General features: G+C 70.5%; 12 protein-coding genes. 9 read left to right on the top strand and 3 right to left on the bottom strand.

Annotated elements, in window-relative coordinates; all coding sequences use genetic code 11:
* Positions 1–44 precede the first annotated feature (44 nt).
* Complete coding sequence (gene aceE, locus AB0J57_RS19090) at positions 45–2,792, bottom strand: pyruvate dehydrogenase (acetyl-transferring), homodimeric type (RefSeq protein ID WP_366129373.1); 2,748 nt, start codon at positions 2,790–2,792, stop codon at positions 45–47.
* A 440-nt stretch (positions 2,793–3,232) separates the two neighbouring features.
* Between aceE and AB0J57_RS19085 the strand changes: the two genes are divergently transcribed.
* The 6 genes from AB0J57_RS19085 to AB0J57_RS19060 all read left to right on the top strand — a co-directional run bounded on the left by AB0J57_RS19085 (position 3,233) and on the right by AB0J57_RS19060 (position 8,143).
* Positions 3,233–3,673: a DUF3052 domain-containing protein gene (locus tag AB0J57_RS19085; protein ID WP_366129372.1), complete on the top strand. Its 441-nt coding sequence runs from the start codon at positions 3,233–3,235 to the stop codon at positions 3,671–3,673.
* 147 nt (positions 3,674–3,820) lie between these two features.
* On the top strand, positions 3,821–4,306 hold the full coding sequence (locus AB0J57_RS19080) for a peroxiredoxin (protein WP_366129370.1): 486 nt from the start codon (positions 3,821–3,823) through the stop codon (positions 4,304–4,306).
* A 113-nt stretch (positions 4,307–4,419) separates the two neighbouring features.
* Positions 4,420–4,995 (top strand): TerD family protein, encoded by a 576-nt coding sequence (locus AB0J57_RS19075; RefSeq protein WP_366129369.1) that lies wholly within the window; start codon positions 4,420–4,422, stop codon positions 4,993–4,995.
* Positions 4,996–5,478: 483 nt separating this feature from the next.
* The gene (locus tag AB0J57_RS19070) at positions 5,479–6,054 is read left to right on the top strand and encodes a TerD family protein (protein WP_366129368.1); all 576 of its coding nucleotides are present in this window, start codon (positions 5,479–5,481) and stop codon (positions 6,052–6,054) included.
* Between the two features lie 83 nt (positions 6,055–6,137).
* Positions 6,138–7,262 (top strand): DUF475 domain-containing protein, encoded by a 1,125-nt coding sequence (locus AB0J57_RS19065; protein WP_366129367.1) that lies wholly within the window; start codon positions 6,138–6,140, stop codon positions 7,260–7,262.
* Positions 7,263–7,399: 137 nt separating this feature from the next.
* Positions 7,400–8,143: a Tellurium resistance gene (locus AB0J57_RS19060; protein ID WP_366129366.1), complete on the top strand. Its 744-nt coding sequence runs from the start codon at positions 7,400–7,402 to the stop codon at positions 8,141–8,143.
* A 12-nt stretch (positions 8,144–8,155) separates the two neighbouring features.
* On the opposite strand, the gene AB0J57_RS19055 is transcribed toward AB0J57_RS19060, so the two are convergent.
* Positions 8,156–9,136 (bottom strand): TerD family protein, encoded by a 981-nt coding sequence (locus AB0J57_RS19055; RefSeq protein WP_366129365.1) that lies wholly within the window; start codon positions 9,134–9,136, stop codon positions 8,156–8,158.
* Between the two features lie 166 nt (positions 9,137–9,302).
* On the opposite strand from AB0J57_RS19055, the gene AB0J57_RS19050 reads away from it, so the two are divergent.
* The 3 genes from AB0J57_RS19050 to AB0J57_RS19040 are packed head-to-tail and all read left to right on the top strand — an operon-like array spanning position 9,303 to position 13,809.
* Complete coding sequence (locus AB0J57_RS19050) at positions 9,303–10,466, top strand: HpcH/HpaI aldolase/citrate lyase family protein (RefSeq protein WP_366129364.1); 1,164 nt, start codon at positions 9,303–9,305, stop codon at positions 10,464–10,466.
* 5 nt (positions 10,467–10,471) lie between these two features.
* The gene (locus AB0J57_RS19045) at positions 10,472–12,985 is read left to right on the top strand and encodes a phosphoribosyltransferase (protein ID WP_366129363.1); all 2,514 of its coding nucleotides are present in this window, start codon (positions 10,472–10,474) and stop codon (positions 12,983–12,985) included.
* Positions 12,982–13,809: an HAD family hydrolase gene (locus AB0J57_RS19040; protein ID WP_366129362.1), complete on the top strand. Its 828-nt coding sequence runs from the start codon at positions 12,982–12,984 to the stop codon at positions 13,807–13,809. The genes AB0J57_RS19045 and AB0J57_RS19040 overlap by 4 nt, the downstream gene beginning before the upstream one ends.
* Here AB0J57_RS19040 and AB0J57_RS19035 read toward each other — a convergent pair.
* Complete coding sequence (locus AB0J57_RS19035) at positions 13,778–14,389, bottom strand: DedA family protein (protein ID WP_366129361.1); 612 nt, start codon at positions 14,387–14,389, stop codon at positions 13,778–13,780. The two genes, AB0J57_RS19040 and AB0J57_RS19035, sit on opposite strands and share 32 nt — an antisense overlap.
* Positions 14,390–14,560 lie beyond the last annotated feature (171 nt).

The raw sequence follows: 14,560 nt of genomic DNA, 5'->3' as shown, positions 1-14,560 counted from the left end.
TATGCGCTACGCGCCCGGCGCTGCACGCCGCGCCGCGTCGTGCGTTACGCGTCGCCGCCCGCCGCGCCCGGGTCGGCCGCCGACACGTCCAGCAACTGGTAACGGTCCACGGCCTGCTTCAGCACCGAGCGGTCCACCTTGCCGTCCTTGGCCAGCTCGGTCAGCACGGCCAGCACGATCGACTGGGCGTCGATGTGGAAGTACCGCCGCGCCGCGCCGCGCGTGTCCGCGAACCCGAAGCCGTCGGCGCCCAGCGAGGTGTACGTCCCCGGCACCCAGCGCGCGATCTGGTCCGGAACGGACCGCATCCAGTCGGAGACGGCCACGAACGGCCCCTCCGCGCCGGACAGCTTCCGGGTGACGTACGGGACCTGCTGCTCCTCCTCCGGGTGGAGCAGGTTGTGCTCCTCCACCGCCACGGCCTCGCGGCGCAGCTCGTTCCAGGACGTCGCCGACCACACGTCGGCGCGCACGTTCCACTCCTCGGCGAGGATCCGCTGCGCCTCCAGTGCCCACGGCACGGCCACGCCGGACGCCATGATCTGCGCGGGGACAGCTCCGGCCTGGGCGGTGCTGAAGCGGTACAGGCCCTTGAGGATGCCGTCCACGTCGACGTCCGCCGGCTCGGCCGGGTGCTGGATCGGCTCGTTGTAGACGGTCAGGTAGTAGAAGACGTCCTCGCCGGGCTTGCCGTCGGCGGTCTCGCCGTACATCCGGCGCAGACCGTCCTTGACGATGTGCGCGATCTCGAAGCCGAACGCCGGGTCGTACGCGACGCACGCCGGGTTCGTGGAGGCGAGGAGCTGCGAGTGGCCGTCCGCGTGCTGAAGGCCCTCACCGGTCAGCGTCGTACGACCGGCGGTCGCACCCAGTACGAAGCCGCGCGACAGTTGGTCGGCCATCTGCCAGAACTGGTCGCCGGTCCGCTGGAAACCGAACATCGAGTAGAAGACGTACACCGGGATCAGCGGCTCGCCGTGCGTCGCGTACGCCGAACCGGCCGCGATCAGCGACGCCGTGCAGCCCGCCTCCGAGATGCCGTCGTGCAGCATCTGACCGGTGGGCGACTCCTTGTAGGCGAGCAGCAGCTCACGGTCCACGGCCTCGTACTGCTGGCCGAGCGGGTTGTAGATCTTGGCGCTCGGGAAGAACGAGTCCATACCGAAGGTGCGGTACTCGTCCGGCGCGATCAGCACGAACCGCTTGCCGATCTCCTTGTCCCGCATCAGGTCCTTCAGCAGCCGCACGAACGCCATCGTCGTGGCGATCGACTGCTGCCCCGAGCCCTTCTTGACCGCCGCGTACGTCTTGTCCTCCGGCAGCGCGAGGGGCTTGGCCCGCACGACCCGGGTCGGGACGTACCCGCCCAGCGCCTTGCGGCGGTCGTGCATGTACTGGATCTCCTCCGAGTCGCGGCCCGGGTGGTAGTACGGCGGCAGGCCGTCCTCGAGCTGCTTGTCGGAGATCGGCAGGTGCAGCCGGTCGCGGAAGCGCTTCAGGTCGTCGACCGTCAGCTTCTTCATCTGGTGCGTCGCGTTGCGGCCCTCGAAGTTCGGGCCGAGCGTCCAGCCCTTGACCGTCTGGGCCAGGATCACGGTCGGCTGGCCCTTGTGCTCGACCGCCGCCTTGTACGCCGCGAAGATCTTCTTGTGGTCGTGACCGCCACGGCCCAGGTGCAGGATCTGGTCGTCGGTCATGTTCTCGACCATGGTGCGCAGCCGGTGGTCGTCGCCGAAGAAGTGCTGCCGGATGTAGGCGCCGGTCTCCGTCGCGTAGGTCTGGAACTGCCCGTCGGGCGTGGTGTTCAGCTTGTTGACCAGGATGCCGTCGCGGTCCTGGGCCAGCAGCGGGTCCCAGGAGCGGTCCCACACCAGCTTGATCACGTTCCAGCCGGCGCCGCGGAACTGCGACTCCAGCTCCTGGATGACCTTGCCGTTGCCGCGCACCGGGCCGTCGAGCCGCTGAAGGTTGCAGTTGACGACGAACGTCAGGTTGTCGAGGCCTTCTCGCGCCGCGATCGAGAGCTGGCCGAGCGACTCCGGCTCGTCCATCTCGCCGTCGCCGAGGAACGCCCACACGTGCGACTTGGAGGTGTCCGCGATGCCGCGTGCCTCCATGTAACGGTTCATGCGCGCCTGGTAGATAGCGCCGATCGGGCCGAGGCCCATCGAGACCGTCGGGAACTCCCAGAAGTCCGGCATCAGCCGCGGGTGCGGGTACGACGACAGACCGTCGGGGAACTTCGACTTCTCCTGGCGGAAGGCGTCGAGCTGCGCCTCGGTCAGCCGGTCGAGGAGGAACGCGCGCGCGTAGACACCGGGCGAGGCGTGGCCCTGGAAGAAGATCTGGTCGCCGCCATCGCCCTCGTCCTTGCCCCGGAAGAAGTGGTTGAAGCCCACGTCGTAGAGAGAAGCGGAGGAGGCGAACGTGGCGATGTGGCCGCCGACACCGATACCGGGACGCTGCGCACGCGACACCATCACGGCCGCGTTCCAGCGCGTGGCGTTGAGGACCTTGCGCTCGATCTCCTCGTTGCCGGGGAAGAACGGCTCGTCCTTGGTGGCGATGGTGTTCACGTAGTCCGTGCTGCGCATCTCGGGCACGGCCACGCGCTTCTCGCGGGCCCGCTCGATCAGGCGGAGCATCAGGTAACGAGCCCGCTCCCGGCCGCGCTCGTCCACGGCGGCGTCGAGGGAGTCGAGCCATTCCTGGGTCTCTTCGGGATCGAAATCCGGGACCTGGCTGGGAAGGCCGCCAATGATGATCGGGTTGCGATCGGATCCGGAAGCCACGCTGTTCCTTCTGGTCGGTGGAGCCTACGGGGAGTGGAGCGTCAGCAGTACGGTCGCGCCGCCACCATCGTGTACCCCGGGCAAGGTAAACGTCATCTTTACCGAGGGGTAACCCCCACGGGTCGTCGTATCGGCGCTGGGAGCCCGCCAAATCGCAACCTTACGCCCAACCCGGCCATGTGTTCCGTTCGGCCGTTCGCCCCCCACGGGCGCACGGAAGGAGTAGAAGCGAATAAAGTGGGTCAAGAGCCGTGGTGCGTATCACGGGCGCGGGCGGGAAGGTGCCTGGAGTTGCGGCGAGACGGCCCCAAAAGTCACCGTTTCGGCGGTCTCGATCGCCGGGTACTTGCGCGATCCGCCCCGCACGTGTGGACTACGCCCAATGCCACGCGTACGCGCGCGGCCGAAGCACTTTCCAAAACACGATCAGGAGGCAAGCCGTGAGCGCGACCGCGGACCACGCGGAGGAGCGGACCAACCCGGCGGCGAAGCTGGGGTTCGAGCCCGGACAGGTGGTCCAGGAGATCGGCTACGACGACGACGTCGAGCAGGAGCTCCGTGAGGCAATCGAGGCCGTCACCGGCCAGGAGCTCTTCGACGAGGACTACGACGACGTCGCCGACGTCGTGCTGCTGTGGTTCCGCGATGACGACGGCGACCTCACGGACGCGCTGGTGGATGCCATCGGTCTGGTCGACGAGGGCGGGGAGATCTTGCTCCTGACGCCCAAGACCGGCCGTGACGGTTACATCGAGCCCAGCGACATCAACGAGGCCGCCCAGACCGCGGGCCTCTCGCAGACCCGGAGCATCAACGCGGGCAAGGACTGGACCGGCAGCCGCCTGGTCACGCCGAAGGCGGCCAAGACCGGCAAGCGCTGAGCCGCGGTTCCCCAGCCGGCCACAGCCGGCCCCCCAGCCCCCAGGGCCCCCACCGACATCTGTCGGCGGGGGCCCTGTGCGTAGGGTGGGATCCCACGACACTCAGTGGACACCCCGGTGGACACCAGCGAAGGGACGCTTTCTGTCATGGCGATCGAGGCGATCGAGACGGCCACGCCTGTCCAGGTCGGCACCAAGGCCCCGGACTTCGAGCTGAAGGACAACCACGGACGCACCGTGTCGCTCGCCGACTTCCGGGGCGAGAAGAACGTCGTGCTCCTCTTCTACCCCTTCGCCTTCACCGGCGTGTGCACCGGCGAGCTGTGCGCGCTCCGCGACGAGCTGCCGAAGTTCGTCAACGACGACACCCAGCTCCTCGCCGTCTCCAACGACTCGATCCACACCCTGCGCGTCTTCGCCGAGCAGGAGGGCCTGGAGTACCCGCTGCTGTCGGACTTCTGGCCGCACGGCGAGGTCTCGCGCGCGTACGGCGTCTTCGACGAGGAGAAGGGCTGCGCGGTGCGCGGCACCTTCATCATCGACAAGGAGGGCGTCGTCCGCTGGACGGTCGTCAACGGCCTGCCGGACGCCCGCGACCTCAACGACTACGTGGCCGCGCTCGACACCCTCTGACATCTTCGGCGCAAGTGCCTGCTCGCGACGGGAACCGGTCACTAGGATCCAGTCGTTGATCCGATGCCAACGCACGACGGGGGCGCTGCCCCTGGAAACCAATGGAGGGACTCGTGGGAGTCAGCCTCAGCAAGGGCGGCAACGTCTCGCTGACCAAGGAGGCCCCGGGCCTGACGGCAGTCACCGTCGGTCTGGGCTGGGACGTCCGCACCACCACCGGTACGGACTTCGACCTCGACGCCAGCGCCATTCTGGTCAACGCCGAGGGCAAGGTCCGCAACGACCAGGACTTCGTGTTCTTCAACAATCTGAAGAGCGCGGACGGCTCGGTCGAGCACACCGGTGACAACCTCACCGGCGAGGGCGAGGGCGACGACGAGCAGGTCAAGGTCGACCTGGCCAACGTCCCGGCCGACGTCGCCAAGATCGTCTTCCCGGTGTCGATCTACGACGCCGAGACCCGTCAGCAGTCCTTCGGCCAGGTCCGCAACGCGTTCATCCGCGTCGTGAACCAGGCCGGCGGCGCCGAGATCGCCCGCTACGACCTGAGCGAGGACGCCTCGACGGAGACCGCCATGGTCTTCGGCGAGCTGTACCGCCACGGCGCGGAGTGGAAGTTCCGCGCGGTGGGCCAGGGCTACGCCTCGGGCCTGCGCGGCATCGCGCAGGACTTCGGCGTCAACGTCTGACCCACCGCCCGACAGCGGTAACGGCCGCGGTGGCGGTAACGGCCCGGGTCGGCCGCGCGTGGGGTACGGCCCGGCACGCGGTGCGTGACGGCGCCGTCCGGGGCGGCTCGGCTCGCACGTTGCGTCGCGGTGCGGTGCCGCGCCCGGCGCGGGGTTTGGCGTCGTGCCGCGATGCGCCCGGCGCGTGGCGTGCCGCGTCGCCGAGCCGGACCGGGCCGGGCCGGGCCGGGGTGGGCCGGGTTGGGCGTACGTACCGCGGGGCGGGCGCACCGGGACGCCGGGGGTACCGCCCCGGGCTTGGGGACGCCGTGCAGTTTCGTCCGGCGCCGCACGTTCTCGTGCGGCGCCGGACGTGCCTTACCGACGTGCCTCACCGCCCGCCCGCGGGCACGCGGGCACACCGACCGGCCCGTGCGCGGGCCGGGGATCCGGGGGTCGTCCCCGGGACAACGCAGCAGCAGATCTCAGGGGAGGATCCACGTCATGGGCGTCACGCTCGCCAAGGGAGGCAACGTCTCCCTCTCCAAGGCCGCACCCAACCTCACCCAGGTGCTCATCGGACTCGGCTGGGACGCGCGCTCCACCACCGGAGCACCCTTCGACCTCGACGCCAGCGCACTGCTGTGCCAGAACGGCAGGGTGCTCGGCGATGAATGGTTCGTCTTCTACAACAACCTCACCAGCCCCGACGGCTCCGTCGAGCACACCGGCGACAACCTCACCGGTGAGGGCGACGGCGACGACGAGTCGCTGATCGTCGACCTCCCCCGGGTCCCGGCCCACTGCGACAAGATCGTCTTCCCGGTCTCCATCCACGAGGCGGACAACCGGGGCCAGACCTTCGGCCAGGTCAGCAACGCGTTCATCCGCGTCGTGAACCAGGCGGACGGCCAGGAACTGGCGCGCTACGACCTCAGCGAGGACGCCTCCACCGAGACGGCGATGATCTTCGGCGAGCTCTACCGGTACGGCGGCGAGTGGAAGTTCCGGGCGGTAGGGCAGGGGTACGCATCGGGCCTGAGGGGCATCGCTCTAGACTTCGGGGTCAATGTTTCCTAAAGCACGTCTCCGGGTTCGTTCAAAGCCCGGCGCGCACGGCGCGGGGGAGACCCGTACCCGTACTTAACACGATTGGGTAGCCAGTGGTTCTGAAAACCTTCGGCTGGTCGTTCGCCGTCACGGCGCTCGGCCTCGCTTTCGCCGCCTGGCAGTGGGGCTGGGAGGCGTTCGGGATCGTACTGATCCTGTCGATCCTCGAGATCTCGCTGTCGTTCGACAACGCGGTCGTCAACGCCGGAATCCTCAAGAAGATGAACGCCTTCTGGCAGAAGATCTTCCTGACGATCGGCATTCTGATCGCGGTCTTCGGCATGCGGCTGGTCTTCCCCGTCGTGATCGTCGCCATCAGCGCCAAGGTCGGCCCCATCGAGGCCGTCCAGCTCGCCCTGGACAACCCCGGGCGGTACGAGGACCTCGTCACCGACGCGCACGCGGCCATCGCCGCCTTCGGCGGCATGTTCCTGCTCATGATCTTCCTGGACTTCATGTTCGAGGAGCGCGAGCATAAGTGGCTGAAGTGGCTGGAGCGCCCGGCGGCCAAGCTCGGCAAGGTCGACATGCTGTCGGTCTGCATCGCCCTGATCGTCCTGATGATCACCGCCATGACCTTCGCCGTCCAGGCACACACCAGCACCGGCCACGCCGACAAGTCGGCCACCGTGCTGCTGTCCGGTGTGGCGGGCCTGATCACGTACCTGGTGGTCGGCGGCCTGTCCGGGTACTTCGAGGACAAGCTGGAGGAAGAAGAGGAACGCGAGCACGAGGAGGAGGAGAAGGCCAAGAAGGAAGGCAAGCCGGTCTCCGCGGTCGGCCTCGCCGGCAAGGCGGCGTTCTTCCTCTTCCTGTACCTCGAGGTCCTCGACGCCTCCTTCTCCTTCGACGGCGTCATCGGCGCCTTCGCCATCACCAACCACATCTTCTGGATGGCGCTGGGCCTCGGCATCGGCGCGATGTACGTCCGGTCGCTCACCGTCTACCTGGTTCGCCAGGGCACGCTGGACGACTACGTCTACCTGGAGCACGGCGCGCACTACGCGATCGGCGCGCTCGCGGTCATCCTGCTCATCACCATCCAGCACGAGATCAGCGAGCTCATCACCGGCACCATCGGTGTCTTCCTGATCGCCGCGTCCTTCCTGTCCTCCGTGCGCCGCAACAAGGCGCTGGCGGCGGCAGGCGAGGAGGACAAGACGCACGTCGCCGTGTGACATTCGCCGGGGCCCGCGGTGGTGTGGCGGCCCCGGCATTGAGGAACGCTTCCGTTGCGGGGCGGCCGGGTGCTCCCGGCCGCCCCGCCGCGTATCCGCGCGTATCCATGGGGAACCGGACGACTGGGGGTGGGTGCATGGCCTTCTGGGACAACCTGTTGCGCAACAACAACGCGGCGCAGTTCGACTCGGGCAGCGCCTCGACGAACGCCATCGACCTGACCAAGCGCCGCCCGTCCGTCTCGCTCACCAAACAGGGCGCGGCGACCGGCAACCTGCGCGTCAACCTCTCCTGGCGGATGCGTACCTCCGACATCGAGGGCCGGTCCAGGCACAGCGGCCGGCTGCTGCGGCACCCCCTCAAGCTCTTCAAGCCCGATGTGGTCCAGGCACACACCCAGGGTGTGGTCAATGTGGACCTGGACATCGGCTGTCTCTACGAGCTGAAGGACGGCACCAAGGGCGTGGTCCAGCCGCTCGGCAGCTTCTTCGGGGACCTCAACTCACCGCCGTACGTGAAGCTCAGCGGCGACGACCGGTTCGGCGCGCCCTCCGGCGAGACGATCTTCGTCAACCTCGACCACCGGGACGCGATCAAGCGCCTGCTGTTCTTCGTCTACATCTACGACCAGACACCGGCGTTCGACCGTACGCACGCCACCATGACCCTCTACCCGAGCAACGGCCCGCGCATCGAGATAGAGCTCGACGAACGCGCGCCACAAGCCCGTTCCTGCGCGGTCTTCATGCTGGAGAACGTCAAGGACGAGCTGGTGGTACGGCGGGAGGTGCGGTTCGTGTACGGCTTCCAGGCCGAGCTGGACCGCCTGTACGGGTGGGGCCTGCAATGGGGGCGGGGCTTCAAGGCCGGCAAGGTCTGACCCCGCCCGCCGTCAGTTCCGTACGAACTGCGGGCCCATCGGCGGCAGCCGGAAGTTCGGGTCCGGAGCGGGCGCGGCCGCCGCGGCGGGCTGCGGATACCCGTACGCGGGCTGGGCCGAGCCGGGCTGCGGGTAACCGTACGCGGGCTGCGGCGAACCGGCCTGCGGGTAGCCGTACGCCGGCGCCGGCGCCGGGGGAGCCGCCGGTACCGGGGGCGCCGGGGGCGCGGACGGAGCCGGGGGCGCGGGCACCGCGGTGGTGGGCGCTTCCGCAGCCGTGGCCGACGTCGCAGCCGTGGGCGACGCCGTGGCGTCCGGCGCCGACTGCCGGTCCGCGGACCCGGCCGTACCGTGCCCAACGGCCTGCTCCGCCCCCTCGGGCCCCTGCGTCTCCTGCGTCCCCTCCGGCCCCTGCGTCTCCTCGGTCCCCTGCGTCTCCTCCGCCTCGTCCACCGAGATGCCGAACGCCGTGGCCAGGCCGATCAGCCCCGTCGGATACCCCTGCCCCACCGCGCGGAACTTCCAGCCCTCCCCGCGCCGGTACAGCTCGCCGCAGATGATGGCCGTCTCCTCGCCCGTCTCGGGCTTCACCTCGAAGACGGCGAGCGGCTCCGTGGCGCCCGAGCCGGCGTCGTACAGCAGGATCCGCAGATCCCGTACGCGATCGAAGGTGTCCCCGTCCGACGACGCCGCCACCACCACCTGGTCCACCGACGCGTCCAGCGCCGCGAGGTCCGCCTCGACCGTGTCGGTCAGCCCCTCCGGCACCCGCTTCTTCGGCAGCCGCCGCACCAGACCCGACGGGTGGCGCGGCTGGTTGTAGAAGACGAAGTCCTCGTCCGAACGCACCCGCCCGTCGCCGCCGAGCAGCAGGGCGGAAGCGTCCACGTCCGGCACCCCGGGGCCGGGGGTCCAGCACAGTACGGCCCGTACGGCCGCGGCGTCGAGCGGGACGTTCGAGCCCTTCAGCATGGCGTGCGTCATGTCCGACATCCTGCCTGGCCGCCCACGCGGCGGACAACGCGGGGGCCGCACGGCAGGGGCGAGAAGCGGACGAGTTACCTGAAGTTCATGCCCGCGGGGAACCCCCGACACCGGTCCCTACGTACTATTACCGGCCACATGTCATCGGGCCATCACGGCAGTACGGGGGATACTCATGCGTCATTTCGGGCACATCCCGGCCACTGCCCGGGCGGGCCTCTTCCACCGGGAGCCGTGCGAGTTCAGCGCCGACTCCCCGGCCCGGGTCCTCGCCGCCGCCCTCGGCGCCACGCTCTACAGCCCCGCCACGCGGCCCCGGCTCGCCGACGACGTCATGAAGCAGGTGGGGCGCGGCGTCGTGTCGATGGTGCTGTGCCTGGAGGACTCCATCGACGACGGCGAGGTCACCGGGGCGGAGGAGAACCTCGTACGGCAGTTCGCCGACCTCCACGAGCGGGACGGCGAGCCGCCCCTGCTCTTCATCCGCGTCCGGGAAGCGGGACAGCTGGCCGACCTGGTCCGGCGCCTCGGCCCGGCCGCACGGCTGCTGTCCGGATTCGTCGTGCCCAAGTTCACCGAGGAGCGCGGCGGGCCCTTCATGGAGGCCCTCACCATGGCCGAGAACATGTGCGGACGGCGGCTGTTCGCCATGCCCGTGCTGGAGTCGCCCGAGCTGCTCCACCTGGAGACCAGGCGCGAGACGCTCGCCGGCATCGGCCGGATCGTCGACAAGTACCGGGACCGGGTCCTGGCCCTGCGGCTGGGCGTCACCGACTTCTGCTCCGCGTACGGGCTGCGCCGCTCGCCCGACATGACGGCGTACGACGTCCAGATCGTCGCCGGTGTCATCGCGGACGTCGTCAACGTACTGGGCAGGTCCGACGGCACCGGCTTCACCATCACCGGCCCGGTGTGGGAGTACTTCCGCCTCCAGGAGCGCATTTTCAAGCCACAGCTACGCCGCAGCCCCTTCATGGAGCAGCGCGCCGACGAGCTGCGCACCGCGCTGATCGAACACGACCTGGACGGGCTGCTGCGCGAGATCGAGCTGGACCGGGCCAACGGTCTGCTCGGCAAGACGTGCATCCACCCCTCCCACGTGCTGCCGGTGCACGCGCTGTCCGTCGTCAGTCACGAGGAGTTCAGCGACGCCCAGGACATCCTGCGGCCGGAACGGGGCGGCGGCGGGGTGCTGCGCAGCGCGTACACGAACAAGATGAATGAAGTGAAGCCCCACCGCGCGTGGGCCGAGCGGACCCTCCAGCGGGCGGAGGTCTTCGGCGTCGCGAAGGAGGACGTCGGTTTCGTGGAGCTGCTGGCCGCGGGGCTGGTCAAGTGAGGCCCATGTCCATGAAGCCAGTGTCCATGAAGCCCATGTCCATGAAGGAGAACGAGAACGTGGCGGTCTGGTCGGGTACGTGGGTGTCGGAGCGGCTCGGAATCGAGCTGACTGGCGACAAGCGGCTGCCTGAGCTGCTGGGCCTGGCGCTGCGGCGCAACCCGAAGCGGGCGCACCTGCTCGTCTCCAACGTGCTCGGCAAGCACGTCCCGCAGAGCCCGGGTGTGGTGTGGCGGTCGGGTTACGAGCTGGGCGTACGGGTACGGGAGCTGCTCGGCCCCGCCGATGCGGGCCGGGCGGTCGTGCTCGGGTACGCGGAGACGGCGACCGGACTCGGCCACTCGGTCGCCGACGGCCTGGGCACGGCCCCCTACCTGCACTCCACGCGCCGCCCGGTGCCCGGCGTCGAGCGGGCGGGCGGCTTCGAGGAGGCCCACTCGCACGCCACCTCGCACCTCCTGCTCCCCGAGGACCCGGCGCTCCTGGCGGGACCGGGGCCGCTGGTACTGGTCGACGACGAGTTCTCCACCGGCAACACGGTGCTCAACACGGTCCGGGCCCTCCACGCCCGCTACCCGCGCGAGCGGTATGTGATCGTCGCGCTCGTCGACATGCGCTCGGCCGCCGACCGCGACCGGCTCGCGGCCTTCGCCACGGAGATCGGCGCCCAGGTGGACCTGGTCACCCTGGCCGCCGGGACGGTCCGTCTCCCGGCGGACGTCCTGGAACGCGGCCAGGGCCTGGTGGCCCAGCACGAGGCGCTTGCCCCGGCCGCCGCGCCCTCCCCGCACGGTGCCGCGTCTGTGCGGCGCGTCGACCTCGGCTGGCCCGACGGCGTACCGGACGGCGGCCGCCACGGCTTCACGCCCGACCACCGGGCCCACCTGGACGCCGCGCTCCCGGCCATGGCCGCCCGCCTCGCCACCGCCCTGGGACTCGCACCCGCGCCCGGGCAGGACGAGGGCGGCGTGGGCGCCCCGGGCCGCGCCGGCACACCGCCCCGGGTGCTCGTGCTCGGGTGCGAGGAGCTGATGTACGCGCCGCTCGCGCTGGGCGTCGCGCTGGAGGAGCGCGGCGGCGCCGAGGTGCGGTTCTCGACCACCACCCGCTCGCCCGTCCTCGCCGTCGACGACCCCGGCTACGCGATCCGCACCCGGCTCGTCTTCCCCGCCCACGACGCGCCCGCCGACGGCCCCGGCGACCGGTACGCCTACAACGTCGCGGGCGCCGGCTTCGACGCGGTCGTCGCCGTCGTCGACTCGGCCGCCGACACCCCCGCCCTGCACGCCCCGGACGGCCTCCTGGCCCAGCTCGCCGCGCACATACCGCACGTGCTGCTCGCCGTCATACCGTCCTACGTCCCCGAAAGGGCCACCATGCTGCCCGAGCCCCTCCGCGGCCCGGCCTTCTCCTCCTACGCCCCCGACGAGGTCGGCTGGCTCCTCCAGGACCTCTCGGACGTCGAGCTGGAGGCCCCGACCGAGGAGCGCGAGGAGGCCATCCAGAGCGGCGGCGCCCACTACGCCGAGTCGCTGCCCGTCGAGTACCAGCCCAGCGACCGCTACCAGGCCCTGTTCCACGCCGCCCTGGACGCCTCCGCCGCCCGCATCGCCCGCGCCGTCGGCACCGTCACCGAGACGGTCCTCGCCGAGCGGTCCCCGCGCCCCGTCCTCGTGTCGCTGGCCCGCGCCGGCACCCCCGTCGGCGTACTCATGCGCCGCTGGGCGCTCCACCGCCACGGCCTCGACCTCCCGCACTACGCCGTGTCCATCGTGCGCGGCCGGGGCATCGACGCCAACGCGCTGCGCTGGCTCGCCGCCCACCACGACCCCGCTGACGTCGTGTTCGTCGATGGCTGGACCGGCAAGGGCGCCATCACCCGTGAACTGGCCGCCGCCCTGGCCGACTTCCCCGGCTTCGACCCCGAGATCGCCGTCCTCGCCGACCCCGGCTCGTGCGTCCGCACCTACGGCACCCGCGAAGACTTCCTCATCCCCTCCGCCTGCCTCAACTCCACCGTCTCCGGCCTCATATCCCGCACCGTGCTGCGCGCCGACCTCGTCGGGCCCAACGACTTCCACGGCGCGAAGTTCTACCGTGAACTCGCCGGCGCCGACGTGTCCAACGCCTTCCTGACCACCATCACCTCCCACTTCGACGAGGTCGCGACCGCCGTCGACGCCGACGTCAAGGAACTCCTCGCCGCCGACCGCACCCCCACCTGGGAGGGCTGGGCCGCCGTCGAGCGGATCAGCGAGGAGTACGGCATCCACGACGTCAACCTGGTCAAGCCCGGCGTCGGCGAGACCACCCGCGTCCTGCTGCGCCGCGTCCCGTGGAAGATCCTCGCCCAGCGCGGCGCGGGCGCCGACCTCGACCACGTACGGCTGCTGGCCGAGCAGCGCGGCGTTCCGGTCGAGGAGGCCGACGACCTGCACTACACCTGCGTCGGGCTGATCCACCCCAAGTACACCCGGGGCGCCACGGGCGCCGACGGCAAGGCGGTGACCGGCCGATGACCGCGACCGTCACCTCACTCGTCGCCAGCGACCTGGACCGCACCCTCATCTACTCCTCCGCCGCCCTCGGCCTGACCATGCCGGACGCCGAAGCGCCGCGCCTGCTGTGCGTCGAGACGTACGACCACAAGCCGCTGTCGTACGTGACCGAGACCGCCGCCGGCCTCCTGACCGAACTGCCGCGCCACTGCGTCTTCGTACCCACCACCACCCGCACCCGCGAGCAGTACCACCGCATCCGGCTCCCCGGACCGCCGCCGAAGTTCGCGATCTGCGCCAACGGCGGACACCTGCTGGTCGACGGCGTCTCCGACCCCGGCTGGCGGCGTGACGTCGCCGCCCGCCTCGCCGACGAGTGCGCCACGCTCGACGAGGTCCGCGCCCACCTGCTCGCCGTCGCCGACCCGGCCTGGCTGCTGAAGGAACGGGTCGCCGAGGACCTCTTCGCGTACCTGGTCGTCGAGCGCGCCCTGCTGCCCGACGGCTGGATGAAGGAGCTCGCCGCGTGGGCCGCGCCGCGCGGCTGGGCGGTGTCCCTCCAGGGGCGCAAGGTGTACGCCGTTCCCCAGCCGCTCACCAAGAGCGCCGCCGTCCGGGAGGTCGCCCGCCGCGCCGGGGCGGACCGTGTCCTGGCCGCCGGAGACTCGCTGCTCGACGCCGATCTGCTGCTCGCCGCCGACCAGGGCTGGCGGCCCGGCCACGGAGAGCTCGCCGAGACCGGCTGGAACGCCGACCACATCGACGCGCTGGAGGAGCGTGGCGTGCTGGCGGGCGAGGAGATCCTGCGCCGGTTCAGCTCCGCCGTACGCCCGTCCCCGGCCTGAGTATCCGGACGCCGACGAACGCCATCACCGCGCCGGCCGCCACCACCAGCACCACCTTCGAGTACAGCGACACGTACTGGGTGACCTGCTCCCAGTTGTCGCCCAGCGCGTAACCGGCGAGGACGAACACGGTGTTCCATATGGCGCTGCCGAGCGTCGTCAGCCCGAGGAACACCGGCAGCGGCATGCGCTCGACACCGGCCGGCACGGATATGAGGCTGCGGAAGACCGGGACCATCCGCCCGAAGAACACGGCCTTGGTGCCGTGCCGCCCGAACCACGCCTCCGTACGCTCGATGTCGGCGACCTTGACCAGCGGCAGCCTGCTCGCGACGGCGATCGTCCGCTCCCGGCCGAGCAGCGCCCCGACCCCGTACAGCGCGAGCGCGCCCATGACGGAGCCGGCAGTCGTCCACAGCAGCGCGGCGATCAGGTCGATCCGGCCGCTCGCCGAGGCGAACCCCGCCAGCGGAAGGATCACCTCGCTCGGCAGCGGGGGGAAGAGGTTCTCAAGGGCTATCGCGAGCCCGGCCCCGGGCGCACCGAGCGTGTCCATGAGGCTGTTGATCCAGCGTTCCATGACTCCACGCTAGGGAAAGCGAGCTGAAGGCACACTGAAGGCCGCCCCCGTCTTTGTACTGCGGTTTTCCCCCGTGTGCGGGGCAGGCGCGTTCGCGGCCGCGCCCCGGCGCCACCGTGACCCCGAGCGCGCCGCCGAACCCCTGCTGAAGGCCCACGAGGAGAGCGGGCG

The sequence above is a fragment of the Streptomyces sp. NPDC049837 genome, from assembly GCF_040674455.1.
Classification (GTDB): Bacteria; Actinomycetota; Actinomycetes; order Streptomycetales; family Streptomycetaceae; genus Streptomyces.
This window is presented reverse-complemented; position numbering and strand designations above follow the sequence as displayed.

Excerpts from the sequence above, each read along its gene's own strand:
- AB0J57_RS19080 (WP_366129370.1), top strand. The coding sequence starts at position 3,821 with ATGGCGATCGAGGCGATCGAGACGGCCACGCCTGTCCAGGTCGGCACC.
- AB0J57_RS19070 (WP_366129368.1), top strand. The coding sequence starts at position 5,479 with ATGGGCGTCACGCTCGCCAAGGGAGGCAACGTCTCCCTCTCCAAGGCC.
- AB0J57_RS19035 (WP_366129361.1), bottom strand. The coding sequence starts at position 14,389 with ATGGAACGCTGGATCAACAGCCTCATGGACACGCTCGGTGCGCCCGGG.
- AB0J57_RS19060 (WP_366129366.1), top strand. The coding sequence starts at position 7,400 with ATGGCCTTCTGGGACAACCTGTTGCGCAACAACAACGCGGCGCAGTTC.
- AB0J57_RS19040 (WP_366129362.1), top strand. The coding sequence starts at position 12,982 with ATGACCGCGACCGTCACCTCACTCGTCGCCAGCGACCTGGACCGCACC.
- AB0J57_RS19055 (WP_366129365.1), bottom strand. The coding sequence starts at position 9,136 with ATGTCGGACATGACGCACGCCATGCTGAAGGGCTCGAACGTCCCGCTC.
- AB0J57_RS19050 (WP_366129364.1), top strand. The coding sequence starts at position 9,303 with ATGCGTCATTTCGGGCACATCCCGGCCACTGCCCGGGCGGGCCTCTTC.
- AB0J57_RS19045 (WP_366129363.1), top strand. The coding sequence starts at position 10,472 with ATGTCCATGAAGCCAGTGTCCATGAAGCCCATGTCCATGAAGGAGAAC.